This window comes from Janthinobacterium sp. BJB446 (assembly GCF_002735655.1).
Taxonomy (GTDB): domain Bacteria; phylum Pseudomonadota; class Gammaproteobacteria; order Burkholderiales; family Burkholderiaceae_D; genus Janthinobacterium; species Janthinobacterium lividum.
In genome coordinates this window covers 513,033-538,057 of record NZ_PDZK01000003.1, presented here as the reverse complement: position 1 = coordinate 538,057, position 25,025 = coordinate 513,033, and the positions used below count along the sequence as shown (strand labels likewise).

26 protein-coding genes and 1 tRNA gene are annotated in these 25,025 nt (G+C 61.5%); 17 read left to right on the top strand and 10 right to left on the bottom strand.

Annotation, left to right across the window (positions count from 1 at the left end):
- Nucleotides 1–77: 77 nt before the first annotated feature.
- A complete protein-coding gene (locus tag CSQ92_RS21765; protein ID WP_218964087.1) occupies nucleotides 78–1,214 on the top strand; it encodes a YncE family protein in 1,137 nt (378 codons plus the stop codon).
- Between the two features lie 74 nt (nucleotides 1,215–1,288).
- Nucleotides 1,289–1,672 (top strand): hypothetical protein, encoded by a 384-nt coding sequence (locus CSQ92_RS21760; protein ID WP_070281055.1) that lies wholly within the window; start codon nucleotides 1,289–1,291, stop codon nucleotides 1,670–1,672.
- A gap of 6 nt (nucleotides 1,673–1,678) precedes the next feature.
- Here the strand turns inward: CSQ92_RS21760 and CSQ92_RS21755 are convergent, their stop codons facing one another.
- Nucleotides 1,679–2,593 carry a LysR family transcriptional regulator gene (locus CSQ92_RS21755; RefSeq protein ID WP_099395408.1) on the bottom strand — a complete coding sequence of 305 codons (915 nt, stop codon included), beginning with the start codon at nucleotides 2,591–2,593 and terminating at the stop codon, nucleotides 1,679–1,681.
- Between the two features lie 102 nt (nucleotides 2,594–2,695).
- Between CSQ92_RS21755 and CSQ92_RS21750 the strand changes: the two genes are divergently transcribed.
- The 4 genes from CSQ92_RS21750 (at nucleotide 2,696) to CSQ92_RS21735 (ending at nucleotide 6,455) form a co-directional block, all read left to right on the top strand.
- Complete coding sequence (locus CSQ92_RS21750; RefSeq protein WP_092611883.1) at nucleotides 2,696–3,805, top strand: muconate/chloromuconate family cycloisomerase; 1,110 nt, start codon at nucleotides 2,696–2,698, stop codon at nucleotides 3,803–3,805.
- 10 nt (nucleotides 3,806–3,815) lie between these two features.
- Nucleotides 3,816–4,106 (top strand): muconolactone Delta-isomerase, encoded by a 291-nt coding sequence (gene catC, locus CSQ92_RS21745; RefSeq protein WP_092611880.1) that lies wholly within the window; start codon nucleotides 3,816–3,818, stop codon nucleotides 4,104–4,106.
- A 24-nt stretch (nucleotides 4,107–4,130) separates the two neighbouring features.
- Nucleotides 4,131–4,946 carry a 3-oxoadipate enol-lactonase gene (gene pcaD, locus CSQ92_RS21740; RefSeq protein ID WP_099395346.1) on the top strand — a complete coding sequence of 272 codons (816 nt, stop codon included), beginning with the start codon at nucleotides 4,131–4,133 and terminating at the stop codon, nucleotides 4,944–4,946.
- Nucleotides 4,947–5,051: 105 nt separating this feature from the next.
- On the top strand, nucleotides 5,052–6,455 hold the full coding sequence (locus CSQ92_RS21735) for a sodium:solute symporter family protein (protein WP_099395345.1): 1,404 nt from the start codon (nucleotides 5,052–5,054) through the stop codon (nucleotides 6,453–6,455).
- Nucleotides 6,456–6,468: 13 nt separating this feature from the next.
- Here CSQ92_RS21735 and CSQ92_RS21730 read toward each other — a convergent pair whose 3' ends face one another.
- The 4 genes from CSQ92_RS21730 to CSQ92_RS21715 form a co-directional block, all read right to left on the bottom strand.
- On the bottom strand, nucleotides 6,469–7,863 hold the full coding sequence (locus CSQ92_RS21730; RefSeq protein WP_099395344.1) for a GntP family permease: 1,395 nt from the start codon (nucleotides 7,861–7,863) through the stop codon (nucleotides 6,469–6,471).
- Between the two features lie 214 nt (nucleotides 7,864–8,077).
- Complete coding sequence (locus CSQ92_RS21725) at nucleotides 8,078–8,437, bottom strand: hypothetical protein (protein ID WP_099395343.1); 360 nt, start codon at nucleotides 8,435–8,437, stop codon at nucleotides 8,078–8,080.
- Between the two features lie 96 nt (nucleotides 8,438–8,533).
- Nucleotides 8,534–8,610, bottom strand: a tRNA-Pro gene (locus tag CSQ92_RS21720).
- A gap of 52 nt (nucleotides 8,611–8,662) precedes the next feature.
- Nucleotides 8,663–10,756: an AsmA family protein gene (locus tag CSQ92_RS21715; protein ID WP_099395342.1), complete on the bottom strand. Its 2,094-nt coding sequence runs from the start codon at nucleotides 10,754–10,756 to the stop codon at nucleotides 8,663–8,665.
- Nucleotides 10,757–10,880: 124 nt separating this feature from the next.
- Between CSQ92_RS21715 and CSQ92_RS21710 the strand changes: the two genes are divergently transcribed.
- Genes CSQ92_RS21710 through arsH form a run of 3 tightly spaced genes read left to right on the top strand, consistent with a single transcriptional unit; the run spans nucleotide 10,881 to nucleotide 12,400 of the window.
- Nucleotides 10,881–11,252 (top strand): ArsR/SmtB family transcription factor, encoded by a 372-nt coding sequence (locus CSQ92_RS21710; protein ID WP_180277083.1) that lies wholly within the window; start codon nucleotides 10,881–10,883, stop codon nucleotides 11,250–11,252.
- Nucleotides 11,249–11,671 carry an arsenate reductase (glutaredoxin) gene (gene arsC, locus CSQ92_RS21705; protein WP_099395341.1) on the top strand — a complete coding sequence of 141 codons (423 nt, stop codon included), beginning with the start codon at nucleotides 11,249–11,251 and terminating at the stop codon, nucleotides 11,669–11,671. Before CSQ92_RS21710 ends, arsC begins: the two co-directional genes overlap by 4 nt.
- Nucleotides 11,672–12,400, top strand: coding sequence for an arsenical resistance protein ArsH (gene arsH / locus CSQ92_RS21700; RefSeq protein WP_099395340.1), 729 nt, complete (start codon nucleotides 11,672–11,674; stop codon nucleotides 12,398–12,400).
- A 61-nt stretch (nucleotides 12,401–12,461) separates the two neighbouring features.
- Here arsH and ispB read toward each other — a convergent pair whose 3' ends face one another.
- Nucleotides 12,462–13,451 (bottom strand): octaprenyl diphosphate synthase, encoded by a 990-nt coding sequence (gene ispB, locus CSQ92_RS21695; protein WP_099395339.1) that lies wholly within the window; start codon nucleotides 13,449–13,451, stop codon nucleotides 12,462–12,464.
- 304 nt (nucleotides 13,452–13,755) lie between these two features.
- Here ispB and rplU point away from each other — a divergent pair, with 304 nt between their 5' ends.
- From rplU to proB, 5 genes are all read left to right on the top strand, one after another.
- Nucleotides 13,756–14,067 carry a 50S ribosomal protein L21 gene (gene rplU, locus CSQ92_RS21690; RefSeq protein WP_034754730.1) on the top strand — a complete coding sequence of 104 codons (312 nt, stop codon included), beginning with the start codon at nucleotides 13,756–13,758 and terminating at the stop codon, nucleotides 14,065–14,067.
- Nucleotides 14,068–14,107: 40 nt separating this feature from the next.
- On the top strand, nucleotides 14,108–14,380 hold the full coding sequence (gene rpmA / locus CSQ92_RS21685; RefSeq protein ID WP_010395157.1) for a 50S ribosomal protein L27: 273 nt from the start codon (nucleotides 14,108–14,110) through the stop codon (nucleotides 14,378–14,380).
- A 113-nt stretch (nucleotides 14,381–14,493) separates the two neighbouring features.
- Nucleotides 14,494–15,603 carry a GTPase ObgE gene (gene obgE, locus CSQ92_RS21680; protein WP_034754647.1) on the top strand — a complete coding sequence of 370 codons (1,110 nt, stop codon included), beginning with the start codon at nucleotides 14,494–14,496 and terminating at the stop codon, nucleotides 15,601–15,603.
- 12 nt (nucleotides 15,604–15,615) lie between these two features.
- Complete coding sequence (locus tag CSQ92_RS21675) at nucleotides 15,616–16,026, top strand: hypothetical protein (RefSeq protein WP_034782445.1); 411 nt, start codon at nucleotides 15,616–15,618, stop codon at nucleotides 16,024–16,026.
- Between the two features lie 27 nt (nucleotides 16,027–16,053).
- Nucleotides 16,054–17,172: a glutamate 5-kinase gene (gene proB / locus CSQ92_RS21670; RefSeq protein ID WP_099395338.1), complete on the top strand. Its 1,119-nt coding sequence runs from the start codon at nucleotides 16,054–16,056 to the stop codon at nucleotides 17,170–17,172.
- 55 nt (nucleotides 17,173–17,227) lie between these two features.
- On the opposite strand, the gene nth is transcribed toward proB, so the two are convergent.
- Together nth and rsxB are read right to left on the bottom strand one after the other, a co-directional pair.
- Nucleotides 17,228–17,875 (bottom strand): endonuclease III, encoded by a 648-nt coding sequence (gene nth / locus CSQ92_RS21665; protein ID WP_092611859.1) that lies wholly within the window; start codon nucleotides 17,873–17,875, stop codon nucleotides 17,228–17,230.
- Nucleotides 17,872–18,603 (bottom strand): electron transport complex subunit RsxB, encoded by a 732-nt coding sequence (rsxB, locus tag CSQ92_RS21660; protein WP_099395337.1) that lies wholly within the window; start codon nucleotides 18,601–18,603, stop codon nucleotides 17,872–17,874. Before rsxB ends, nth begins: the two co-directional genes overlap by 4 nt.
- A gap of 365 nt (nucleotides 18,604–18,968) precedes the next feature.
- On the opposite strand from rsxB, the gene CSQ92_RS21655 reads away from it, so the two are divergent.
- The 3 genes from CSQ92_RS21655 (at nucleotide 18,969) to CSQ92_RS21645 (ending at nucleotide 23,124) form a co-directional block, all read left to right on the top strand.
- A complete protein-coding gene (locus CSQ92_RS21655) occupies nucleotides 18,969–19,709 on the top strand; it encodes a substrate-binding periplasmic protein (protein ID WP_070260070.1) in 741 nt (246 codons plus the stop codon).
- Nucleotides 19,710–19,835: 126 nt separating this feature from the next.
- Complete coding sequence (locus CSQ92_RS21650) at nucleotides 19,836–22,400, top strand: TonB-dependent receptor plug domain-containing protein (RefSeq protein ID WP_099395336.1); 2,565 nt, start codon at nucleotides 19,836–19,838, stop codon at nucleotides 22,398–22,400.
- Nucleotides 22,401–22,446: 46 nt separating this feature from the next.
- The gene (locus CSQ92_RS21645) at nucleotides 22,447–23,124 is read left to right on the top strand and encodes a DOPA 4,5-dioxygenase family protein (RefSeq protein WP_099395335.1); all 678 of its coding nucleotides are present in this window, start codon (nucleotides 22,447–22,449) and stop codon (nucleotides 23,122–23,124) included.
- 54 nt (nucleotides 23,125–23,178) lie between these two features.
- On the opposite strand, the gene CSQ92_RS21640 is transcribed toward CSQ92_RS21645, so the two are convergent.
- The gene (locus CSQ92_RS21640; protein ID WP_070260064.1) at nucleotides 23,179–24,399 is read right to left on the bottom strand and encodes a polyhydroxyalkanoate depolymerase; all 1,221 of its coding nucleotides are present in this window, start codon (nucleotides 24,397–24,399) and stop codon (nucleotides 23,179–23,181) included.
- 275 nt (nucleotides 24,400–24,674) lie between these two features.
- The gene (gene fdxA / locus CSQ92_RS21635) at nucleotides 24,675–24,998 is read right to left on the bottom strand and encodes a ferredoxin FdxA (protein ID WP_034782458.1); all 324 of its coding nucleotides are present in this window, start codon (nucleotides 24,996–24,998) and stop codon (nucleotides 24,675–24,677) included.
- Between the last annotated feature and the right edge of the window lie 27 nt (nucleotides 24,999–25,025).

Sequence of the window (25,025 nt, the reverse complement as noted above, 5' to 3'; positions counted from 1 at the left end):
CGGCGCGGATCCGACGACACTTGGAAAAGGCGGGGGAGATGATGAAAAAAGCGATGTTTGCATTGGCCGTGACATGCATGGCGGTGTTGCCTGCGTCGGCCGAAATCCTGGCCATGGTCAATTACGAGAGCAAGGCGCCCGAGTCATTGAAATCGCTGAAAAGCCCTGTCGCGCCGCCGTCGCGCAAGGAGGGCATCGCCATCATCGATGTCGATCCCGAGTCGAAAAACTTCGGCAAGATCGTGCGCGACATCGCCCTGCCGCCGGACCTGGTGGCGCACCATATCTTCTACAACCACGACATGAGCAAGGCTTACATCACGGCGCTGGGCAAGACGCAGCTGCGCGTGATGGACATGCGCCACAAGGACTTTCCCATCAAGGTGATCGAGGTGCCGACTTGCCAGGTGGGCGAGGACATCGTCTTTTCGGATGACCACAAGCGCTGGTATCTGAGCTGCATGGGATCGCAGGCCATGCTGGAAGGCGACGCCGTGCACGACAAGCCGGGACGCACCGTCAGGCTGCCGGCGCCATATCCGCATGGCCTGGCTGTCCACGATGGCATCGACCGCACCCTGCTGACGAGCACCATCCGCCCCACGGACCTGGGCGACGCGGGGGAAGTGATCAGCGTGGTGGAAACGAGCACGGGCAAGGTGCTGGGCACGCACAAGCTGTCGAAAAAGCCGTCGCCGTCTGGCGAAGCGCCGGTGGAAGTGCTGTTCGTCCCGGGCAGCAAACCGCCTGTCGCCTACGTCGCCAATATGTACGGCGGTACCGTGTGGACCGCCACGTGGAATCCGGCAACCAGGGATTTCGACACGGCCCAGGTGCATGACTTTGCCGAACAAAAGGCGGGCGTGCCGCTGGAGCTGTATTTCAACAAGGGCGCGACGCGGCTGTACCTGACGACGGCCAAGCCGGGCCACCTGCATATCTTCGACCTGACGGGCGGCATCGGCAATCCCCGGCTATTGAAATCGATCCCTGCCGCCGAAGGCGCGCACCACGTGGCGTTCACCAGGGATGGCCGCTATGCCTTCGTGCAGAACGCGCTGCTCAACCTGCCGGGCATGAGCGATGGCAGCATCACCGTCATCGACATGAAAAAGGAAGTGGTGGCGGGTAGTGTCGACACCCTGAAAAACAAGGGGCTCAATCCGAACAGCATCGTGCTGCTGCCGAAGTGGAATGACTTCATGGGGCATTGAAAGATGCATTCCGCTAGAATGAAAGGGCGCGGCCAGGCTCGTTGCCACAGGCCGCACCTTTGCAATGGCTGAACATGATATTCCTCGACTTTCCCGCCTTGTCCGCGCTGGCCACCGCTTCGGCCACGATTACCAAAAAATGCAGCTGCTGCGCCGTCCCGCTGGACGCCTGGCAGCGCCTGCCTACCTCGCTGGAACTGGACCGCTTTGAAGAAATCGGCACCCTGCGCGAAGATCCGTACGAGGAACCGACGTTTGCCGAGTACCACCCGCACGGCACGCGCTACGACAGCATCGATGCGCCCATCGCCCCGCGCTACTATCCCGCGAACCTGAGCCAGGTGGCCCGCTGCCTGAACTGCGGCCGTTACTACCTGCGCTACAACGAGGCGGGCGGCTACTTCACGGAACTGCGCATCCGCGCGCTGCGGCCGGAATTGCTGGCCGACGCGGCGTAGTCACTGCTACAGGCTTTCCTTGACGTGCGCGATGCCGTGTTCATCGTAGATCGAGTACACGGCGGCGAGGATGTTTTCCAGTTCAGGCGAGCGGTCCATATGCCGCATGCTGAATAAAATCGGCGAGAACGCATGCTTGTCTTCCAGCTTGCGGTACACGACGTTCCGGTGATGCATGGCTTGCACGCTTTCCGGCACGATGGAAATGCCCTGGCCGGCCGCCACCAGTCCCATGGAAATCTGCAGCTCGCGCACTTCCGTGACGGGGCCGGGCGTGACATTGCCTTCGCTGAACATGGCCAGCACCTGGTCGGCAAAGCTGGGGCGGGGCGCTTTCGGATACACGAGCAGGGTTTCGTGGATCAGGTCAGTGAGGCGCAATCCGCCTTCCCCCCTGGCCAGCCGGTGGCCGGGCGGCAGGGCCACCACCAGCCGCTCCTCGCGCAGCAGGATGCGGCGGATGCTGGGGTCTTCGCTTTTCAGGCGCCCGAAACCCACGTCGATGCGGCCTTCCTTCAGGGCCTTGAGCTGCTGCACCGTCGTCATTTCATGCAGGGTCACGTCGACCTCGGGATGGCGCTCGCAAAAGCGGTGCACGATGTCTGGCAATTCCCCATACAGGGTCGACGCGACAAAGCCGATCGACAGGGTGCGTTCCAGTTTGCCGACACGCTGCGTCATCGCCTGCAGGTCGCGCACCTGGTCGAGCAGTGGCCGCGCATGGGCGAGGAAAAACTCGCCCGCTTCCGTCAGGCGCAAGGGACGCGAACCCTTTTCGATCAGCGCCACGCCCAGGATTTCTTCCAGCTGCTGCATCTGCCGGCTCAGCGGCGGCTGTGCGATGTGCAGGCGCGCGGCGGCCCGCGTGAAGTTTCTTTCTTCCGCGACCGCAACGAAGTAGCGCAAGTGCCGTAATTCCATCTTCATACCTTTCAGGTATAGGTTTGATACCAACTCGGTGTTGGACGTGGGGAGATTCGGGGAATATCGTGTCACCACTCCACAGAATTATACGGAATAAATATGATTCAAAATATCGAGACCTACCTGGTCGATGTGCCAACCATTCGTCCGCACCGGATGTCCGTCGCCACCATGAATACGCAAACCCTGGTGCTGGTGCGGCTGCGCTGCGCTGACGGCATCACGGGCTGGGGCGAAGCGACCACCATCGGCGGCTTGAGCTACGGCGGAGAAAGCCCGGAAAGCATCAAGACGAATATCGATACCTATATCGCGCCGCTGCTGGTCGGCATGGAAGCGAGCGAAGTGGCCAAGGCCATGGCCAGGGTGCGCAAGGTCATACAGGGCAACCGCTTCGCCAAGTGCGCGATCGAGACGGCGCTGCTCGATGCGCAGGCGCGCCGCCTGAACGTGCCGCTGTCGGAGTTGCTGGGCGGCCGCGTGCGCGATGCGCTGCCTGTGGCCTGGGTGCTGGCCAGCGGCGACACCGCGCGCGATATCGCCGAAGGGGAAAAAATGCTGGACTTGCGCCGGCACCGCATCTTCAAGCTGAAGATTGGCATGCGCGACGTGATGGATGACGTGGCCCACGTGCTGGAGATCAAGCGGGCGCTGGGCGAACGGGCCAGCGTGCGCGTCGATGTCAACCAGGCCTGGAGCGAGACGGACGCCGTGCGCGGCATCGCCGCACTGGAAGCGGGCGGCATCGACCTGATCGAACAGCCGGTGAAAGCCGGCAACCGCGCCGCGCTGGCGCGCCTGACGCGGCGCTTCGACGTGGCCATCATGGCCGACGAAGCCTTGCACGGTCCCGCCGATGCGCTGGCGCTGGCCCAGGCCGATGCGGCCGACGTGTATGCGGTGAAAATCACCCAGTCGGGCGGCTTGCTGCCCGCGCTGGAAGTGGCCACCGTGGCGCGCCTGGCTGGCGTGGGACTGTACGGCGGCACCATGCTCGAAGGCGGCGTCGGCACCGCCGCCACGGCCCACGTGTGCTCCACGTTCGCGGAACTGGCCTGGGGCACGGAGCTGTTCGGGCCACTGCTGCTGACGCAGGAAGTCCTGCGCGAGCCGCTGGTCTACCGCGATTTCATGCTGCAAGTGCCGACGGGGCCGGGCCTGGGCGTGGAGATCGATACCGACAAGCTGCGTGCCATGCAGCGTCAATAAAGGAGACACCATGTTATTCCATGTACGCATGAACGTGAACCTGCCCGTCAGCATGCCGGCGGAACAGGCAGCGCAGCTGAAACAGACGGAGAGGGAACTGGCGCAGCGCCTGCAGCACGAGGGCAAGTGGCGCCACCTGTGGCGCATCGCCGGCCAGTACGCCAACATCAGCGTCTTCGACGTGGACAGCGTGGAGGAGCTGCACAACTTGCTCACCTCCTTGCCGCTGTTTCCCTACATGCAGATCGACGTGATGCCGCTGTGCCGCCATCCATCGTCGGTGCGCGACGGCGATGCCTGACCCGCAGAGCAAAGGAGACATGCGATGAAACACACGGATACCGGAATTGTCGTGACCACCTGGAACGGGGAAGATACGCTGCTGCATTACCGCACCGATGGCGAGCGGGGAAAACCATGTCTGCTGCTGTCGAATTCCCTGGGCACGGACCTGTCCATGTGGGATGCCCAGGCGGCGAACCTGGCCAGCGACTTTTATGTCGTGCGCTACGATACGCGCGGCCATGGCCGGTCGGCCAGCGGCGGCGCGCCGTTCGGCATCGAGCGCCTGGGCCTGGACGTGGTGGCGCTGCTCGACCACCTGGATATCGCCCGTGCCGCGTTCTGCGGCATTTCCATGGGCGGCTTGACGGGCCAGTGGCTGGGCATCCATCAGCCGCGGCGTCTGACGCATCTGGTGCTGGCGAATACGGCGGCGCGCATCGGCACGGCCGACGCCTGGCTGGCGCGCGCGGTGCACGTGCGCCGCGACGGCATGGACACGGTGGCCGATGGCGCCGCCGCGCGCTGGTTCACGCCAGCCTTCATCGCGCGGGAAGCGGCCACGGTGGCGCGCATGATCGCCACCCTGCGCGGACAGGATGCCGAAGGCTACGCGGCCTGCTGCGCAGCGCTGGCGCAGGCGGACTTGCGCGCGCAGGTGCCCACGATTGCGGTGCCCACTCTGATCATCGCCGGCGAACACGATCCCGTCACCACGGTGGACGATGCGCGCTGGCTGCAGCGGCAGGTGGCAGGCGCGCAGCTGGCCCAGGTGCCCGCGTCGCATTTGTCGAATGTCGAGGCGGCGCCAGCCTTCACGGCGCAGCTGCGCGCCTTTGTATCGTCGCCGGCAAGGTAAGATTTCGCTTTGCCCCTGAGCACCGCCACCGGCAAAGACCGGCACGCGGCAGGGGTAGCTTTTTTGAAAAAATAATAAGAAAAAAAGCAAACTTGGAGTAGACAGATGGAAAACAGATTGATCATTATCGCGGCAGTCACGGTGGGCTATTTCGCCCTCATGTCGTACATTACGTATAGCGTGCGCAAGCATGCCAACAGCGCCGAGGGCATGACGGCGGGCGGGCGCAACTATCCCGCCTACCTGATCGGCGCGCTCTTGTTGTCGGAATTTATTGGCAGCTCCGTCAGCATCGGCACGGCCCAGAAGGGTTATGAACTGGGTATTTCCGCCGCCTGGAATCTGGTGGCGCTGTCGCTGGGCTTCTTGCTGCTGGCCATCGTGCTGGTGAAAAAATACAAGGAAAGCGGGCAGTCGACGATTTCCGGCATCCTTGCGCAAACCTACGGCGAACCCGTGCGCTATGCGGCGTCCATCCTCACCATCGTTGCGCTGAGCATCGTTGCCGTGGCCCTGTACGCGAGTGGCGGCGCCGTGCTGGCATCCGTGTTGCATATCAACAAGACCGTGGCTATCTTGCTGGTGGGCGCCATTACCGTGATCTATGTCAGCCTGGGTGGCATGCGCTCGGTGGTGTACACCAATTTTGCCCACTCCATCGTCAAGTACCTGGGCGTGATCCTGGCGCTGGCGTATGCGCTGGAAGCAACAGGCGGCATCGGCGCGCTGCAGGCGCAGCTACCGGCCAAGATGTTCAACTGGGTCGAGATCGGCTGGGGCCAGATCATCGCCTGGATGATCGGCGGCATCGGTTCCATCTTCGCCACGCAGTACGTGATCCAGGCCCTGGTCAGCACGGACAATCCTGCCGTGGCCAAGCGCGCCTGTTACTACGTATCGTCGCTGATGATCCCGTTCGGACTGATGGCGGCCCTGATCGGCATGTGCAGTGCCGTGCTGTATCCGGGCATGAAGTCGATCGACGCCTTCCCGACCCTGATCGCCCACATGCCGGCGTTTTCCGCCAGCATCATGATCGTCGGCCTGGCCGGCGCCCTGTTCGGCGGCATTTCCGCCACCACCCTGGCATCGGCCACCCTGGCCATGAAGGATTTTTATGATCCCTGGTACAACAAGGCGAAGAATGACGCGAAATCGCTGATGTTCCTGCGCATCGCCATCGTCGTGGCCGGCTTGCTGCCGCTGGTGCTGGCGCTGTATGCGGAAAAACTGCTGATGATCGCCTTCCTGGGCAAGGCCCTGCGCGCCACCCTGGCCGTGCTGGTGCTGATGGCCTTCTATGCGCCGAAATTCGGCACGCCGCGCGGCGCCTTTGTCGGCGTCATCGTCTCCGTGATCGCCACCATCGGCTGGTTCCTGGCGGGCAATCCGTACGGTGTCGACAGTTCCTACCTGGCGCTGGCCGGCCCGCTGCTGACCATGGGCATCAGCCATCTGTTCAAGCCGGCGCAAGCGTTGGCGAAACCGGCATCGTCGTCGCGGCTGTAGCTTGCCCCAACCCTCACACCAGACCCGTCAGGTAATAGAGGGCAATGACGAGGAACACGGCCACCGTCTTGATGACGGTGATGCCGAAAATGTCGCGGTAGGACTGGCGGTGCGTGAGGCCCGTCACGGCCAGCAGGGTGATCACGGCGCCATTGTGCGGCAAGGTATCCATGCCGCCGCTGGCCATGGCCACCACGCGGTGCATGACTTCGAGCGGAATGTGCGCCTGCTGCGCGGCCTGGATAAAACTGTCCGACATGGCCGCCAGCGCAATGCTCATGCCGCCCGAAGCCGATCCCGTAATGCCGGCCAGGGTCGTCACGGAGACCGCTGCGTTGACGAGCGGATCGGGCACGCTGCGCAAGGTGTTGCTGACGGCAAGAAAACCGGGCAGGGCGGCGATGACGCCGCCAAAGCCATATTCGGATGCCGTATTCATGGCCGCCAGCAGGGCGCCGCCCACGGCCGCCTTGGTGCCTTCGGCAAAGGCGGCGCGGATGCGCCCGAAGGCCGTCAGGCACACGAGCAAGATGCCCAGCAATAAGGCGCCTTCCACGGCCCAGATACCGGTCACTGACGCTATCGACGTCGACACGGGCGCATGCAAGCCGGGCAGGGCCTCGGCGGTGAGTACGTAACTGTCGCCATACCAGTGGGGAATCAGCTTGGTCAGCGCAAAGTTGGCCACGCCCACCAGCACCAAAGGCGCCACCGACAGCAGCGGATGGGGCAAGTCGCCACCGCCTGGCTTGGCCTGTTCCGCTTCCACGCCATAACCTTCGCCCGTCGCCATGACGGACCGGCGGCGCCATTCCAGGAAGGCCAGTCCCATGATCACCGTCAGCACGGCGCCGATGGTGCCCAGCCATGGCGCGGCCCAGCCGGTCGTATTGAAAAAGGTGGTGGGGATGATGTTCTGGATTTGCGGCGTGCCGGGCAAGGTATCCATGGTGAAGGAAAATGCGCCCAAGGCGATGGCGCCCGGCATCAGCCGCTTGGGGATATTGCTCTGGCGGTACAGCTCGGCCGCGAACGGGTACACGGCAAATACCACCACGAACAGCGACACGCCGCCATACGTCAGGGCCGCGCACACGGCAACGATGACGGCATTCGCGCGCGAACTGCCGATATAGCGGATGGCGGCCACGACGATGGACTGTGAAAAGCCGGACAGCTCGATCAGCTTGCCGAACACGGCGCCGAGCAAAAAGACGGGGAAATACAGCTTGATAAAGCCCACCATCTTTTCCATGAAGATACCGCTGAAGACAGCCGGCACGGCGGACGGATCGGTGAGCAGCACGGCACCCAGCGCGGCGACCGGCGCAAACAGGATCACGCTGTAGCCACGGTAGGCGGCCAGCATCAGGAAGGCCAGTGCGGCCAGAACTATCAGGAAAGACATAAGACCGTACCCTTGCACGATGGAAATGTTCAATTAATCAATTGTTCAATTAATATCACACTTCACAGGCACGCGCCAACGCGCTGGTCAAGGTGCCTGATGATTGCGTAAACAAGGAGGTAAAGGGGGGATATGACTCTGGACAAAAGTATTCGAATTGTCCTTCTGCCTGTCTTAAGTGTCGCTTTAGCTCTTGACTACCTTCGAATTAAAATTACCAAACCATACCTCTCAATGCTTCCCCCAGTTGATGCATAAAAATTAAGAATCGCACCACGACAATCAGTGTTGCAATGAGAAGCAATCCATACTGTTCGCCGATCGTAATTTTTCCGGATTTCCTTAGCTTGAGCCATGCCCAAATAAACAGGCACAGAGCGAAGCAGGCAAGCGGGATTTTCAGGGGCCTGTCATTGAAGTCAGGCACGCTGATACCGGTGAATATTCCAATAAACTCAGTCGGATGATCGATCAGGAGCACGAAAAAGGCGAGGGCCGGGAGAAATCCGATGAGCAGCCCAAGCAGATATGCTTTCTTCTTGCTTGCCGTATGCTCCGGCGGATGAGTCATCATGGCTTGGACGTTTTCTCAGAAAGTTGTGCCACCCAGCAACGCAGATTTGGGATGCAAATTCAGGTAAGAAGAGGTGCCGACGGCATTTGAGTATGCTGGTCGGGGTGAGAGGATTCGAACCTCCGGCCTCTGCGTCCCGAACGCAGCGCTCTACCAGGCTGAGCCACACCCCGCTCCTTCATTACAGCAGATGGTGGCACGGCTTTCAAGCGGCTGCATCAACGCTTATTTCTTTTCCTGCTGCGCCTTCCTGATTTCCGCTTCGCTCACTTTTTTCGCTGGCGCATTCGTCGCAGGCGAAGTCAGGGCTTTGCGGGTGGCGTTGGCTTGCGCCATGACGGCGGCGCAATCCGTGTCCGGGGCCTTGTCGACGCTGACCAGCGGCAGCAGGGCGGCCAGCGGCGTGACGACGGTGGCCAGGGCCACGGCGGCGCCGGCTTTCAACGCCAGCGGGCCTTTCTGCGGGCCCACGTCCGGATTCTTGAACGTGCCTTTCGCATACAGCGGCGTGCGCAGGGTGATGATGCGCGCGCCTTTGGTACGGGGGCGCACGTCGAGATCCAGGGTTTCGCTTGCCAGGTTGACGTTGCCCGTGACATTCACGACGGCGCTGTCCGTGTCGAGCACGAAGCGGCGCACGTTGGCCTGGCCATTCGTGACGGCGAAGTCGCTGGCCAGGCAGTTCAGGTGGACCTGTTTGTCGCCAAAGATTTTCACGAAGACGGCGTTGGCCAAGTTCAGGCCAGCCAGTTCCAGCATGAACTGGCTGACGGAGCCTTCGCTGACGGTGGCCGCCAGCTCGCCATTCGCGCTGGCCAGCATGGCCGAGACGGAATTGCCGTGGCCCGTCAGCGCCGCATCGCCATACACTTCGCCGAAGCTCGCTTGCATCGATTGCAGCTTGGGAAACAGTTCGCGAATTTTGAGGTGGCGCGCCGCCACCTTGGCTTGCGCGGCGATGGTCTTTTGACGGCCATCGAGCGTGATGTTCGAGGTGATGTCGCCGCCGGCCATGCCGAAGTTGAGCGGCGTCAGACTCAGCACCTTGTCTTTCATGTGGATGTTGGCGACGACATTGTTGAGCGGGATATCGTGCGTGCGCACCAGTTTCTTGCCCGTGAATTTCACGTCGGCGTCGAGCGCATTCCATTTGGCTGTATTGAACTGTTCCACGGGCAAGGCTTTGTTGTCGGGCTGCACAGGCGCTTTGCCGCGCGCCTGTTTCTGCGCATTGCTGTCGGCGCCGATGGTGGGGCCCAGGTCTTCCAGGCGCAATTGCTGCGACGTCACTTCGCCGCGCAGCAAGGGACGCGGCTGGCGCGGCAAGTACTGCAGGGTACCGGCCAGGTCGCTCTGGCCCACCGTGCCCTTGAAGTTTTGATAGGTCCAGTTCCAGATGGCGCCGTCCTTCTTGCCCAGCAGGCGGCCTTTGGTGGCGTAGTCCGGGGTTTCCGGCAGCAGCACACCCGTCAGCGGATACAGGTCGGCCATGCTGGCGCCGGCCAGGCTCAGCTGCAAATCGATGCCCGACAGCGAGCGCGGGTCCGTCAGCGTGCCATCGATGCTGGCCTTGTTCTTGCCCAGCACGGCATGCGCCTGCACGGGATACACGGTGTTGTTATCGGTCAAGGACAGCACGGCACCGGCCTTGCCGCCGCCCGTCACGGGCGCCTTGCGGTAGCTGCCGCCCAGGGTGAATTCGATGCCGTATTTCTGCACGGGCGCGCTGCCTGGCGCGTCGCCCGGCGTGGCGTCGGGCGCTGTCGAGCTGACCTTGGCGCGCAGGTCCAGCGCGATGCCCTCGTCGAGGTAGCGGATGGCGCCGTCGCCGAAGGCCATGCGCTGGATTTCCACGTCCCATGCCGAAGGGCCGTTATCCTTCAAGGTCCAGCTGTTGCTGCCATCGGAGCGCCGCTGCAGGGCAATATTGGGAGAGTCGAGCGCCAGGTCCGTCAGCACCAGCCTGTGCTGCAGCAGGGGCAGCGGATGGATGGCCACGTCGATGCGTTTCGCGCTGGCCAGTTGCGGGCCGGCCGTCGCCCAGTCCGGGTTGCTCATGCGCACGTCCTGCGCACTGATGATGGGCCGCGGCATGTAGCGGCGCCAGCCCGGCTCCGTTTTCAGCCCTTGCTTCCATTGCACCTGCAAATCGCCGCCGATGACGAAGGTGCGGCCCGTGCTTTCCGACACCTTTTCGTTGATGTAGGGGCGGGCGCGGTTCCAGTCGAAGGTCAGCATGAAGATGACCACGATGGCGATCAGGGCCAGCAGGGCGGCCAGGCTCCAGCCGAGGATTTTCAGGGGTGTCGAGCGTGTCATGGGGATGCCAATCGCAGTGATTTTTTCATCAAGATAGACCGATTGATCATGACAGTCGGTGCGCTGGGTTACGTACGCATCGTGATTACTGGCATTGATTCCATAATTCGAGTATTATTGAATTATGGAAAACAACAATACTATCGCAACGCAGGCTGCGCCGCTGACAAGCACGGCCGCCATCGCTGCCCTGGCTGCGCTGGCACAGGAATCGCGGCTAGCCGTGTTCCGCCTGCTGGTGCAAGCGGGGCCGCAAGGCATGGCGGCGACGAAAATCGCCGAAGCGCTGGCGATCGCACCATCGTCGCTGTCGTTTCACTTGAAGGAGTTGGCGCACGCCAACCTGGTGACGGCGAGCAAGGCGGGCCGCTCCATCATCTACGCCGCCAACTATGCGGGCATGAATGGCTTGCTGGCCTTCTTGACCGCGAACTGCTGTGCTGGCGCGTCTTGCTGCGTCAGCGAACCACATTTACTGAAGGAAACGACGACATGACGATCACGATCTATCACAACACGGCGTGCGGCACCTCGCGCAATACCCTGGCCCTGATCCGCAACACGGGTGTCGAGCCCGTCATCATCGATTACCTCAAGCATCCGCCTTCGCGCGAGGAATTGGTCGACCTGATCGCCCGCGCCGGCCTGTCCGTGCGCGCGGCGATGCGCGACAAGGGCGCCCTGTATGACGAGCTGGGCCTGGCCAATCCGGACTTGCCGGACGCGGCCCTGCTGGACGCCATGCAAGCCCATCCTATCTTGATCAACCGCCCCATCGTCGTCACGGAACTGGGCGTGCGCCTGTGCCGGCCGTCGGAAAAGGTGCTGGACATCCTGCCGCTGCCGCAGCAAGGGGCCTTCGTCAAGGAAGACGGCCAGGCCGTGGTCGGCGCCGACGGCAAGCCGGTGGCCTGAATGAACGATTTGCCGAATATCAGTGCCGCGCACCTGGACTTGCCCAGCTTGGATAAATTGGCGCCGGTTAACGTTTCCACCCATGCGCCGCGCATCCTGCTGCTGTACGGTTCCTTGCGCGAGCGCTCGTACAGCAAGCTGCTGACCCTGGAAGCGGAGCGCATCCTGCGCCACTTTGGCGCCGACACGCGCGTGTTCGATCCGCATGGCTTGCCCATGGTCGACAGCGTGTCGCCCGAGCATCCGAAGGTGCAGGAATTGCGCGCGCTGTCGCTATGGTCGGAAGGGCAAGTGTGGTGCAGTCCGGAACGCCATGGCGCCGTCACGGGCGTGTTCAAGTCGCAGATCGACTGGCTGCCGCTGGAAACGGGCAGCGTGCGGCCCACGCAGGGCCGGACCCTGGCCGTGATGCAAGTGTCGGGCGGTTCGCAATCGTTCAATGCCGTCAACGGCTTGCGCGTGCTGGGACGCTGGATGCGCATGGTGACGATACCGAACCAGTCTTCGGTTGCCAAGGCGTATCAGGAATTCGACGATGAGGGCCGCATGAAACCATCGCCGTATTACGAGCGCCTGGTCGACGTGATGGAGGAGCTGTATAAATTCACCTTGCTGGTGCGCGACCGCCGCGATTACCTGGGCAGCCGCTACAGCGAGCGGCTGGAAGCGGCGCCGGCCATCGTCCAGGCATTGGCGGGCGCGGCGATGGAGCATGAGCGCAGCAAATAAGCGGCGCATAAAGAAAACGGCGCCAGTGGCGCCGTTTTGTATTGCATGGGATGAAACGCGATCAGTGATTGCGGTCCACGGCAAACGAGCACAGTTGCAGCATGGATTGCTTGTAGACGCTGTCGGGCCAGCCGGCGATGGCATCGGCGGCGCGCTGGCCGGCGATTTCCGCCTGCTTGCGCGTGTAGTCGAGGGCGCCGCTGCTGGTGATGGCCGTCAGGACAGCGTCGAAATGCTGTTCGTCGCCTTGCTCGATACAGCTGCGCACCAGTTCGCGTTGCTCTGGCGTACCGTTTTCCATCAGCCAGATCAGCGGCATGGTCGGTTTGCCTTCGCGCAAGTCGTCGCCCACGTTCTTGCCGATTTCGGCAGCGTCGCCTGCATAGTCGAGCACGTCGTCGATCAGCTGGAAGGCCGTGCCCAGCGAGCGGCCGTATTCGGCGGCCGCTTCGATATCGTCTTCGCTGGCGCCGGCGATCAGGGCGCCCAGTTGCGCCGACGCTTCGAACAGCTTGGCTGTCTTCGAGCGGATGACGTTCAGGTAGCTGTCTTGCGTCACGTCCGGATCGTGCATGTTCAGCAACTGCAGCACTTCGCCTTCGGCGATCACGTTGGTGGCGTCGGACAGGATTTGCATGACGCGCATATTATTCAGCGATACCATCAGCTGGAACGAGCGCGAGTGCAGGAAGTCGCCCACCAGCACCGAAGCGGCATTGCCGAACAGGGCATTGGCCGTCTGGCGTCCGCGGCGCATCGACGATTCATCGACGACGTCGTCGTGCAACAGGGTGGCGGTGTGGATGAATTCGACCACGGCGGCCAGTTCATGGTGCGCCGTGCCGCGATAGGCGTGGGCATTGGCCACCAGCAAGATCAGCACGGGACGGATGCGTTTGCCGCCTGCGCTGATGATGTATTCAGCGATCTGGTTGATCAGAATCACATCGGAGTGCAACTTTTGGCGGATCACCGTATTGACTGCGTCCATATCGGCGGCAATCGTTTGCACGATGGTGTTTTGGTTAACGTGTTTGTTAGCGTCAGACAAGGCGAACCTGCATTAGATTGTGGGTGCCGCGATTATACGACAAGGCTTGCGCGTGCGTGACGTTTGCCTATGACTGTAGAGCAATTGATTGACCTTGTTGGCACTGGCGCGCGTTTTGCTGTCCGCCTGGCGCAAGCCTGACATGATGGTCAGGTTGTCGACATACCACGATCATCAAGCTTTGTGAATAGTTTTTGACGCAATTTCTCAGTCCGTGTATAATCGCTGGTTCCCCCTGTTGTGCACGGCTTGCTTTTCATGGCAGTGGGACAAATTCTTTCAACATTTGATGAGGTTTCAAATCATGTACGCGGTCATAAAAACCGGTGGCAAACAATACAAAGTTGTCGCTGGCGAAAAACTTAAAGTAGAACAGATACCGGCAGACATTGGTTCCGAAATCACCATCGATCAAGTTCTCGCAGTAGGCGCGGGCGACAGCATCAAGTTTGGTGCTCCATTGGTCGAAGGTGCAACGGTACTGGTTACGGTTGTGGCGCATGGTCGCCATGATAAGGTCAAAATTTTCAAGATGCGTCGTCGTAAGCATTACCAAAAGCATCAAGGCCATCGCCAGAATTTTACCGAAATCCAAATCGTTTCGATCAACGGCTAATCGCCGCTGTTTGAATTAATCAGCTATCAAGGAGTCTTAAATGGCACATAAAAAAGGCGGCGGCACAACGCGAAACGGCCGTGATTCAGAATCAAAACGTCTGGGCGTTAAAGTCTACGGCGGCCAAGCTATCAATGCTGGCGGCATCATCATTCGTCAACGCGGCACCCCAGTGCGCGCCGGCGAAGGCGTAGGCATGGGCAAGGACCACACGTTGTTCGCGCTGATCGCGGGCAAAGTGAAGTTCGTTGTCAAAGGTGCAGGCTCGAAGCAATTCGTGACCGTTGTACCTAACGCAGCAGTACCAGCGTAATTCGTCGCGGAGCGCCAGTTCGCTCCGCAATGATCGCATGATGTAAGGCGCAAGCCTTCAATCGAAAGGCTCTGCCCAAGGTAGAGCCTTTTTAGTTTTATGGCGGCAAAATTATGAAGTTTATCGACGAAGCAAAAATCGAAGTCATCGCGGGCGATGGCGGCAACGGCTGCGCCTCTTTCTGCCGTGAAAAATTCCGGCCTTTTGGCGGTCCCGATGGCGGCGATGGCGGCAAGGGCGGCACCATTTGGGCAGTCGCCGACCGCAATATCAACACGCTCGTCGATTTCCGCTTCTCCAAAATGCACAAGGCTCGCAATGGCGAGCCTGGCCGTGGCGCAGATTGCTATGGCAAGGGCGCCGATGACATCCACCTGCGCATGCCGGTCGGCACCTTGATCATCGACAACGCGAGCGGCGAAATCCTGGCCGATCTGACCGAACATGGCCAGACCGAAATGCTGGCCAAGGGCGGCGAAGGCGGCTGGGGCAATATCCACTTCAAGTCCTCGACCAACCGCGCACCGCGCCAAAAAGGCGAGGGCAAGGAAGGCGAACGCCGCGAACTGCGCCTGGAACTGAAAGTCCTGGCTGACGTGGGCCTGCTGGGCATGCCGAACGCCGGCAAGTCGACCTTCATTTCGGCCGTCTCGAACGCGCGTCCGAAAATTGCCGATTATCCATTTACCACCCTGCACCCGAACCTGGGCGTAGTGCGCGTGTCGCACGAGAAGAGCTTTGTGATCGCCGACATTCCCGGCTTGATCGAAGGCGCTTCCGAAGGCGCGGGCCTGGGCCATCAATTCCTGCGCCACTTGCAGCGCACGGGCTTGCTGTTGCACATTGTCGACCTGGCGCCGTTTGAAACCAACGTCGATCCTGTCAAGGAAGCCAAGGCGCTGGTCAAGGAATTGAAAAAGTACGACGAGTCGCTGGTCGACAAACCGCGCTGGCTGGTGTTGAACAAGCTCGACATGGTGCCGGAAGAAGAGCGCAAGAAGATCGTCAAGGACTTCCTCAAACGTTTCGCCTGGAAAGGTCCCGTCTTCGAGATCTCCGCGCTGAACCATCAGGGTTGCCCGGAACTGGTGAATGCGATTTATCAGCATCTGGAAGAGAAGAAACACAGCGAAAGCCGTGCCGAAGAAACGCAGATGACCGAAGAAGCACGCGGTATCTCGTCGATCGACCCGGATGATCCGCGTTTCAAGATCCTCGACTAAGGCTTTACCCTGATGTCGGTACAGACGGCCGCTGTCGCGCCAGCGCGCAAGCAAGCGTGGCAGCGCCGTGTATTGCATCTGATCGCGTATGCTTACGGGCTGAGCGCGGTCGCCTGCCTGTTGTTCGCCGATGAAATGGCGGCCGGCATGGGCATCTTCCTCAATGGCGTCAACGGCTACAGCCAGTTCTACGCTACTCATGTCGGTGTCTGGGGCGCTACCGCGCTCCTGGCGCTGTTCGCGGCACGGCAGGGCGAACCGCCTGTCCTCGGCGATATCACTGCAATGTTGGTCCTGGCGCAGCCCGCCGGCCGTCTGTTCGCGGCCATCAGCTTCGGCTTGCCCCAGGGTTTTGTGTTGTTCATGTGCGCAATGGAGCTGACGGCGGGGCTGGCCTTGCTGCTGCTGCGTCCTGCGCGCTGACGTCTATTAAGTGAAGAGCGCCGCCCCATGGATTCCGTGATTCAAAAAGCTACCCGCATCATCATCAAAGTCGGCTCTTCGCTGGTCACCAACGATGGCCGCGGACTCGATCATGCCGCTATCGCGCGCTGGGCCGCGCAGATTTCCGGCTTGCGCGCCCTGGGCAAGGAAGTCGTGCTGGTGAGCTCCGGCGCCATCGCCGAAGGCATGCTGCGCCTCGGTTTCGAGCAGCGCCCCACCGATATCCACGAATTGCAGGCTTGCGCCGCCGTCGGCCAGATGGGCCTGGCGCAAATCTATGAAAGCAGCTTCCGCGCCCACAGCCTCGGCACGGCGCAAGTGCTGCTCACGCACGCCGACCTGGCCGACCGCGAACGCTACCTGAATGCCCGTTCCACCCTGACGACTCTGCTGCGCCTGGGCGTGGTGCCGATCATCAATGAAAACGACACCGTCGTCACCGATGAAATCAAGTTCGGCGACAACGACACCCTGGGCGCCCTGGTGGCCAACCTGATCGAAGCCGATGCGCTGGTCATCCTGACGGACCAGCACGGCCTGTTCTCGGCCGACCCGCGCAAGGACCCGGGCGCTTACCTGATCACGCAAGGCATCGCCGGCGATCCGGCCCTGGAAGCGATGGCCGGCGGTGCCGGCAGCAGCCTGGGGCGTGGCGGCATGCTGACGAAAATCCTTGCCGCCAAGCGCGCCGCCAAGTCCGGCGCCCATACCATCATCGCCTGGGGCCGCGACAGCGACGTGCTCAGCCGCCTGGCCCAGGGCGAAGCGATCGGCACGGAGCTGCGGGCGCAAACGGGGCAATTGACGGCGCGCAAGCAGTGGATGGCCGATCATCTGCATACGGCCGGCGCCGTCGTGCTGGACGCTGGCGCCGTGCAAAAGCTGCGCCAGGAAGGCAAGTCCTTGCTGCCGATCGGCGTGACGGGCGTGAATGGCGAATTCGGCCGCGGCGCCGTGATCACCTGCGTCGATGCCGATGGCGCGCCTGTGGCGCGCGGCCTGTCCAACTACACGAGCGGCGAAGCGCGCCGCATCATGCGCAAGCCTTCCACCGAGATCGAGTCCATCCTCGGCTATATGGAAGGCCATGAGCTGATTCATCGCGATAATATGGTGTTGCTGTAAGCTCCCGCTTGCTGCGAATCAAAAAAACGGCCCTTGCGGGCCGTTTTTTTTTGCTTTATACCACGGCTGGCATCGGCGACTTCTCCTTGTAGTCGCACAGGTCGGCAATCATGCAGTTCCAGCATTGGGGCTTGCGCGCCGTGCACGTGTAGCGGCCGTGCAAGATGAGCCAGTGGTGGGCGTCGTGCAGGAATTCCTTGGGGATGAATTTCAGCAGTTTTTGCTCGACGATATCGACATTCTTGCCTGGCGCGATGCCGGTGCGGTTCGAGACGCGGAAGATATGCGTGTCGACAGCCATCGTCGGTTCGCCAAACGCCGTGTTCATGACCACATTCGCCGTCTTGCGGCCCACGCCAGGCAAGGCTTCCAGCGAGGCGCGGTCGCGCGGCACTTCGCCGCCGTGCTGCTCCAGCAGTATCTGGCAGGTGGCGATGACGTTCTTCGCCTTGGTGCGGAACAGGCCGATGGTGCGGATGTAGCTGGCCAGCTCGTCCACGCCCAGGGCCAGTATCGTGGCCGGCGTATTGGCGACCGGATACAGCAAGCGGGTCGCCTTGTTGACGGACACGTCCGTTGCCTGCGCCGACAGCAGCACGGCGATCAGCAGCTCGAACGGCGTCGTGTAGTCGAGTTCCGTTTTCGGGGAAGGGTTGGCGGCGCGAAAGCGCGTAAAGATTTCCAGGCGTTTGGCGGCGTTCATGCGTCTTTTTTCGGGGTGATGGGGGCTGGCTGGGCGGTGTCCGTGCTGGCGGCAGCGGCCTTGGCGCGCGCGCGCTCCATGGCGGCGGCGATGATGGCGCGCTTGCGTTCCTTTTCGGCCTGTTCGTCTGGCGTGACGGGTACTTCCTGCGTCACTTCATGCATCTTGGCGACGGCCTTGGCGGCCAGGCGTGCTTCATTTTCCTCTGTTTCCCGGCGCAAACGCTGCGTGCGGAAATCGTGGCGCGCGCGCGCGTCGTCCGCTTCGGCCTGGCTCCAGGCATCCCAGCCCGTGGCGTCGCCGCTGACCGGGTACATGACGATGCAGTCGACGGGGCAGGGTGCCACGCACAGGTCGCAGCCGGTGCACAGATCGGTGACCACCGTATGCATCTGCTTGGCGGCGCCGACGATGGCGTCGACGGGACAGGCCTGGATGCACAGGGTACAGCCGATACACAGCGATTCGTCGATATAGGCGACAGATCGTGGACGTTCGAGACCGTTGACGGGATTGAGCGGAATGACTTTTTTGCCCAGCAAGCCGGCCAGGCGCACGATGCCCTGCGCGCCGCCCGGCGGGCACTGGTTGATGTCGGCGCTGCCTGCGGCAATCGCTTCCGCATACGGGCGGCAGCCGTTGTAGCCGCATTTGGTGCATTGCGTTTGCGGCAGCAAGTCTTCGATCTGGTCGGCAAGTGAGGGAGAGGCGGGATGCGGCACGGTCATCTTCAATACGGTAAAACGTCATTATCGGCCATCTGGCGCGCGCACAAGTAAAAACCTGGCTCGTGAGAGGGAATAGCTGGCGCATGGCTGGCCTGTTGCAGGCACGCCGCAATCGTATTTTATTTCCCCTGGGAATGTCAAAGTGCAAATAAACAACTTTGCAATTTCTTTTTTTTATGGGAGCATGATTTTTATCAAGCCTGTAATCAAAAAAAGCCGACCGCCAGTCCTGTTGCCGCGCCTGCATTGCAAGGTGCGCCAGGCCATAGGAGCCAAACATGCGTTTCCTCCGGACAGTTGGTTTGCCCTTCTGTTTGTTCATGCACGCTACACTTGCCCTTGCACACGGGCAGGCTGGCTCCCCCATGGCGGCGCCGGGCGCTGCCAGCTCGCGCATCGTCCGCTTCGCCGCGGAAGACTGGCCGCCCTTTATTTCCCGCAGCCTGCCTGCCGACGGCATGTCCGGGGCGATGGTCAGTGCCATCTTCGAACGCATGGGCTATGTCGTCAAATATGAGTATTTCCCGTGGAAGCGCGCCATGCAGTTTGGCCTGGCCAGTTCCCGCTATGCCGGGTTTCTGGCTGTCTGGCGTACGCCAGAACGGGAAAAACTCTGCCACTTCTCGGTTCCTGTTGGCAATACGCAAGGCGTGCTGGCCTACCTGAAGGAGGATGGCGTGCCCGGCACCGCCCTGGCCGACCTGGGCAAGCTGCGTATCGGCACCGTGGCCGGTTATTCGAATGGCGAGCAGTTCGACGGCATGGTGGCGCGCGGCGAGTTGAAGACGGAAGAGGGCTTGAACGATGCGACGAATCTGAAGAAACTGCTCATCAAGCGTTACCGCGTGATCGTCATCGAACGCCATGTCCTGCAGCACTTGCTGATGGGACGCAACTTCAGCAAGGCCGAGCGGGAGCGCATCGCCATCATCGATACCGTCTTCAAGGAGCGTCCCGTGCACGTGTGCTTCCAGCGCGACGCGGAAGGGGCGGCGCGGCAAAAGCGCTTCAACGAGGCGGCGCGCGACATCGATACGGCCCGGCTGGAACGCGATTACTGGAAGCGGCTCGACCAGAGCCTGGCGACCGCCCCGGCCAGTCCCTGATACGGCGCGCCGCTGTTGTTAGTTGCCAAAACGAAATATCTAAATACGAAACCATTCGTTCTTGTTTGTTTGTCCATCCTTTAGTCTGCAACCACTGTGTTGACGACTTGAAAAGGATGTTTCCGTATGCTGGAATTGATTCACAAGCAAGACCCCATCCCGCGCCTGCGGCAACTGGCGTACGCCGTCTCGGTGGCCGTGCTCGTGCTGGGGGCGCCCGGCGTGGTTCACGCGCAGGCCGCGCCGGACGGCGCCGGCGCGCTGGCCGCCGCGCCGTTTGATACCGTCATCGTGACGGGGGCGCGCGGCACGGGCCGCACGGTGGCCAACAGCGCCGCACCGATCGACGTGATCAGCGCGCAGCAATTGCAGGCCACGGGCAAATTGAACTTGCTCGATGCGCTGGATACGGCCTTGCCGTCATTCAACTTGCCGGCCCGCGTGCAGCCTGACCTGGGCAGCATCGTGCGCGCCGGGCAGCTGCGCAACCTCGATCCCTCGCATACCCTGGTGCTGGTCAATGGCAAGCGCCGCCATACGACGGCCATCGTCAATGAGGATGGTTTTCCGGGTTCCGTCGCCACCGACCTGGCCCTGATCCCCACGGGGGCGATTGCCCGCGTGGAAATCCTGCGCGACGGTGCTTCCGCCATCTACGGCTCGGACGCCATCGCCGGTGTCATCAACATCATCCTGAAGTCGGATGACAAGGGCAGTTTCAGCACGCAACTCGGTTCCACCTACGAGGGCGACGGCACGAACGGGTCGGCGCGCATCGATGGCGGCACGCGCCTGGGCGAACACGGCTTTGCCCACTTCGGCGCCGAAGTCCAGCGCCAGGGCATCGCCGTGCGCAATTTTGGACTGAATCCCGCTTATCTGTCGTATCCGGCCGTGCGCAACAGCGATGGCCAACTGGTGAAATTGGGACCGAACAACAGCTTGCCGGCCGGCGCTTCGCCGAACCCGGCCGAAGCAAACCGCAACAGCAATCCATGGCGCAATACGGGCGTGCCGCAAAGCACGACCGCCTCGCTCAGCGCCAACCTCGGCTATGACGTGTCGAACGAGGTGCAACTGTATGGTTTCGGCACCTATGCGCACCGCAATGCCCGCTCGGCGCAGAATTTCCGCCTGCCCAATACCATTTTTAATAACAACAAAGGCTTGCTGGCCGTGTATCCCGACGGTTTCACGCCATATGAAACGACGAGCGAAAACGACTTTTCGCTGACGGGCGGTGTCAAGGGCGAGACGGCGGGCTGGTCCTGGGACCTGAGCACGACGTATGGCCGCGACGATATCGACGTGGGCGTCGAACACTCGGCCAATTACTCGCTGACCTATCCCGGTGGCAAGACCGATTTTACTATCGGCAATCAGCGCTACAGCCGCTCGACCACGAATGCTGATGTGCGCCACCCCGTCCAGCTGGGCTTGAGCGAGCCGGCCGACCTGAGCTTGGGCCTCGAGTATTCGCATGAAACGCAGCAGCGCAGCCCGGGAGAACCTGCCTCTTACCAGGGCAGCGGCTCATCGGCGCTGGCCGGCTACCTGCCCGTCGACGCATCCGACACGGCGCGCCACAGCCATGCGGCGTATATCGGCCTGGGCGCGAAACTGACGCCGCAATTGTTGCTCGACACGGCTCTGCGCGCCGAGAAATATTCCGATTTCGGCAGCAAGACGACGGGCCGCTTGTCCACCCGTTATGACGTGACGTCCACGGTCGCCGTGCGCGCTACTGTCAGCAACGGTTTCCATGCGCCTAGCCTGGTGACGCAATCGTATTCGAACACGTCCGACCATGCGGGCGTGCCGTACACCCTGGCGCAGCCCAATTCCGCTGCCGCACGGGCCCTGGGTGCGCAAGCATTAAAACCGGAAAAATCGACGAATCTGTCAGCAGGGCTGACCTTCAATCCTACGCCCACCCTGCGCCTGGCCGTTGACGCGTATCAAATCAAGGTCAGCGACCGCCTGGGCGTGTCGTCGAACATCGGCATTGACCGCAGCTCGGGCGTGGCGCTCGACGGCAGCGGCCGGCCGCTGACGGGGGCGCAAGCGAGCGTCATTGAAAACCTGCTGCGCTCGGCGGGGCTGACGGTAGGCAATGGCCTGGTGGCGCATTACTTTGCCAACGTGGGCGACACGCGCACGCGCGGCATCGATTTGACGGCCGAGGATGTCTTGCGCGTGGCCGATGGCAAGCTGCGCTGGACGGCGGCCGCGAATATCAATCACACGAGTCTGGTTGGCAAGGCGGAACTGCCGGCCGTGCTGCAAGGCTTGCCGAACATCGGCACTCTGAGCAAGTCGGCCGAGTACGACTTGCTGTACCGGGCGCCGCGCGACAAGGAGATCGTCACCCTGGCGTATGAAAAAGCCGGCTGGACATTCAGCCTGCGCGAGACGCGCTACGGCAAGCTCAAGCGCCTGAACGCCGTCACGGGCGGCGACTACCAGCTGAAGGCCGCCTTCGTGACGGACGTCAGCGTCGGCTACGACATCGGCAAGCGCATCAACGTGACGGTGGGCGCCAACAATGTCTTCGACCAGAAGCCCAGCCAGGTGCCGCGCGCAGCGCGCAGCGCCGCGAATCTGGCGCAGTACACGGGCGCCTACGACAATTCGGGACCATTGGGCGTATTGGGCGGTTACTACTACGCCCGCGCCACTGTTCACTTTTGATCTGCCTTCTCTCTCTCCGTACTTATCATCAAGAACAGGAATTGACATGTCTGACAACACTCAACACGCGGCCATCGACCTGGAATGGGCCAATCTTCTTTCTCCGCAGCGCCGCACGGTCTTGCGCGGCGGCGGCCTGGTGGCGGCATTGGCCGCTTCCGGCCTGACCGGCACAGCCCTGGCGCAGGAGGCCAAACCGTCGCGTGTGAAGCCAGCGCCCGGCAAGAGCCCGTGGGGCGATCATACGGACAAGGCGCCCACACCGCGCCCCGTCAGCGTGCGGCCCGGCGAGGAAACCTTGCCGTCGACACCGCGCGCCTACACAGATATCGAGAGCTATCACGCGCATATCTATTTTGACGAAGACAGTTACCAGAAAGCGGCGCTGATACGCAAGTGGGCGGCCGAGCGCTTCCAGATCGAGCTGGGCGACTGGAATCTGGAGCCGCGCGGCCCGCACGTGACGCCGTCGTTTTATTTTGGTTTTACCAATGATCTGCTGCCCGTGATCGTGCCGTGGCTGCAGCTGAACAGCCTGGGCCTGACGATACTGATCCACCCGAATACGGAAGATCCGCGCGCTGACCACCTGTATTACGCGCTGTGGGTAAACCGCTCGCAGCCTGTGAATGGCTATGCGATGAAGAAGCCGGGACCGGGCGAGCCGAGAGTCGAGCAGATCTTTGTCAATACGCGTCCGACGGTGAAAATCGAGCGCGCATGAAAAAAAGCCACACCAGTGTGAACTGGGGTGGCTTTTTGATGGATATGCCGTGTATTAGCCGTGTTTCTGGATGAATTCGCCGATTTTCGGGCAAATGATCTCGCGCCAGCGGCGGCCCGAGAAGATGCCGTAATGGCCGCATTTCGGCGCCACGAAGTCTTGTTGCATCTCGGCAGGGATGCCGGAACACAAGTCATGCGCCGCCTGCGTCTGGCCGGCGCCGGAAATGTCGTCCAGTTCGCCTTCCACGGTGAACAGCGCCACATTCGTGATGTCTTGCGGACGCACCAGCTGGCCGCCCACTTTCCACGTGCCCATCGGCAGGCTGAATTCCTGGAAAACCGTTTTAATGGTTTCCAGGTAGTACTCGGCCGGCATGTCCAGTACGGCGTTGTACTCGTTGTAGAACTGGCGGTGGCCTTCCGCCGGCTCGTCGTCGCCCGTCACCAGGTGCATGTAGAACTCGCGGTGGCTTTGCGCGTGGCGGCCCGGGTTCATGGCGATGAAGCCGGCATGCTGCAGGAAGCCCGGATACACCTTGCGGCCAAAGCCCGGATAGTTCGGCGGCACCGCGTAGATCACGGTGTTTTCAAACCACGAGAATTTCTTTTCCGTCGCCAGGTTGTTCACTTGCGTGGGCGAGCGGCGCGGGTCGATCGGGCCGCCCATCATCGTCATGGTTTTCGGCATGTGCGGATCTTTGGCTGTCGCCATCAGCGAGATGGCGGCCAGCACGGGCACGGTCGGTTGACAGACGGAAATAACGTGCAAGTCAGGCGCCAGCAGGCGGATGAATTCCTGCACATAATAAATGTAGTCGTCCAGGTGGAACGGGCCTTCCGTCAGCGGTACCATGCGCGCGTCCGTCCAGTCGGTGATGTAGACATCGTGCTCGGCCAGCAAGCCGCGCACGGTATCGCGCAGCAGGGTCGAGTGGTGACCGGACAGGGGGGCAACCAGCAAAACTTTGGGCTGTTGCAAGCCAGTGGCTTCTTTTTTGAAGTGAATCAGGCGGCAAAACGGTTTTGTCACGACAACGTGTTCGCGGATGTCGACGCTCTCGCCTTGGACGAGAACGGATTGGATGTCGAATTGTGGTTTTTCGTAGTCTTTGCCAAGGCGGTACATCAGCTCGTAGCCGGCTGCGATGCGTTGCGAAAACGGGGTGTGGGCCAGTGGAGAAACCGGGTTGGTAAATAACTTGGAGGACATGTCTGCCCATTGCATCACCGGAGTGAGGAAAGAGCGTTGCAGTTCGTGCAGTTGGTAAAGCATATAGAGTCCTTGTTTAATTCCAAGCGCCAATATCGGCTCAAATATCATAATCCAATTCTACGATATTTGTTGAGGACAAAATGTGCTTTACCGCGCACAGGTCCACAGTTTGCGCTTTGGTGTGACAGCGCGCCACACTTGCGTGGATAGAGCTGCAACGATGCTTTAAAAGCAAAAAAAGCAGCGTTTCCGCTGCTTTTCGTCTGTTTTTTCGCCGCCCCGCCCCTGCGGAGAAGAGTCTCTCCGCCAGAACGGCCGCGGCAAGTGCCGTGCGCTTAGCGCACCAGCATGTCGAGCTTGTCCTTGACGTCCTTGAATTGCTCGGCTTCCGGCAAGGCAGCCTTCGTCTTGGTGATCGAAGGCCAGTTACGGGCCAGATCGACGTTGATCTTGATGAAGGCTTGCTGGTCGCCCGGCACGTCTTCTTCCGCGAAAATCGCGTTCACCGGGCACTCTGCCACGCAGACTGCGCAGTCAATACATTCGTCCGGATCGATTGCCAGGAAGTTCGGGCCTTCCCGGAAACAATCTACCGGGCAGACATCGACGCAGTCGGTATAGCGACAGGCGATGCAGGATTCGGTGACAACGTGGGTCATAACAGTCCTATCAATTTGGGGGAGGTG

Excerpts from the sequence above, each read along its gene's own strand:
- CSQ92_RS21710 (WP_180277083.1), top strand. The coding sequence starts at position 10,881 with ATGGAAAACAACAATACTATCGCAACGCAGGCTGCGCCGCTGACAAGC.
- nth (WP_092611859.1), bottom strand. The coding sequence starts at position 17,875 with ATGAACGCCGCCAAACGCCTGGAAATCTTTACGCGCTTTCGCGCCGCC.
- rplU (WP_034754730.1), top strand. The coding sequence starts at position 13,756 with ATGTACGCGGTCATAAAAACCGGTGGCAAACAATACAAAGTTGTCGCT.
- rsxB (WP_099395337.1), bottom strand. The coding sequence starts at position 18,603 with ATGACCGTGCCGCATCCCGCCTCTCCCTCACTTGCCGACCAGATCGAA.
- rpmA (WP_010395157.1), top strand. The coding sequence starts at position 14,108 with ATGGCACATAAAAAAGGCGGCGGCACAACGCGAAACGGCCGTGATTCA.
- CSQ92_RS21675 (WP_034782445.1), top strand. The coding sequence starts at position 15,616 with ATGTCGGTACAGACGGCCGCTGTCGCGCCAGCGCGCAAGCAAGCGTGG.
- CSQ92_RS21645 (WP_099395335.1), top strand. The coding sequence starts at position 22,447 with ATGTCTGACAACACTCAACACGCGGCCATCGACCTGGAATGGGCCAAT.
- proB (WP_099395338.1), top strand. The coding sequence starts at position 16,054 with ATGGATTCCGTGATTCAAAAAGCTACCCGCATCATCATCAAAGTCGGC.
- CSQ92_RS21750 (WP_092611883.1), top strand. The coding sequence starts at position 2,696 with ATGATTCAAAATATCGAGACCTACCTGGTCGATGTGCCAACCATTCGT.
- CSQ92_RS21760 (WP_070281055.1), top strand. The coding sequence starts at position 1,289 with ATGATATTCCTCGACTTTCCCGCCTTGTCCGCGCTGGCCACCGCTTCG.
- CSQ92_RS21640 (WP_070260064.1), bottom strand. The coding sequence starts at position 24,399 with ATGCTTTACCAACTGCACGAACTGCAACGCTCTTTCCTCACTCCGGTG.
- CSQ92_RS21650 (WP_099395336.1), top strand. The coding sequence starts at position 19,836 with ATGCTGGAATTGATTCACAAGCAAGACCCCATCCCGCGCCTGCGGCAA.
- CSQ92_RS21730 (WP_099395344.1), bottom strand. The coding sequence starts at position 7,863 with ATGTCTTTCCTGATAGTTCTGGCCGCACTGGCCTTCCTGATGCTGGCC.
- fdxA (WP_034782458.1), bottom strand. The coding sequence starts at position 24,998 with ATGACCCACGTTGTCACCGAATCCTGCATCGCCTGTCGCTATACCGAC.
- obgE (WP_034754647.1), top strand. The coding sequence starts at position 14,494 with ATGAAGTTTATCGACGAAGCAAAAATCGAAGTCATCGCGGGCGATGGC.
- pcaD (WP_099395346.1), top strand. The coding sequence starts at position 4,131 with ATGAAACACACGGATACCGGAATTGTCGTGACCACCTGGAACGGGGAA.
- CSQ92_RS21725 (WP_099395343.1), bottom strand. The coding sequence starts at position 8,437 with ATGATGACTCATCCGCCGGAGCATACGGCAAGCAAGAAGAAAGCATAT.
- CSQ92_RS21755 (WP_099395408.1), bottom strand. The coding sequence starts at position 2,593 with ATGGAATTACGGCACTTGCGCTACTTCGTTGCGGTCGCGGAAGAAAGA.
- CSQ92_RS21735 (WP_099395345.1), top strand. The coding sequence starts at position 5,052 with ATGGAAAACAGATTGATCATTATCGCGGCAGTCACGGTGGGCTATTTC.
- CSQ92_RS21655 (WP_070260070.1), top strand. The coding sequence starts at position 18,969 with ATGGCGGCGCCGGGCGCTGCCAGCTCGCGCATCGTCCGCTTCGCCGCG.
- CSQ92_RS21765 (WP_218964087.1), top strand. The coding sequence starts at position 78 with ATGGCGGTGTTGCCTGCGTCGGCCGAAATCCTGGCCATGGTCAATTAC.
- arsC (WP_099395341.1), top strand. The coding sequence starts at position 11,249 with ATGACGATCACGATCTATCACAACACGGCGTGCGGCACCTCGCGCAAT.
- arsH (WP_099395340.1), top strand. The coding sequence starts at position 11,672 with ATGAACGATTTGCCGAATATCAGTGCCGCGCACCTGGACTTGCCCAGC.
- catC (WP_092611880.1), top strand. The coding sequence starts at position 3,816 with ATGTTATTCCATGTACGCATGAACGTGAACCTGCCCGTCAGCATGCCG.
- CSQ92_RS21715 (WP_099395342.1), bottom strand. The coding sequence starts at position 10,756 with ATGACACGCTCGACACCCCTGAAAATCCTCGGCTGGAGCCTGGCCGCC.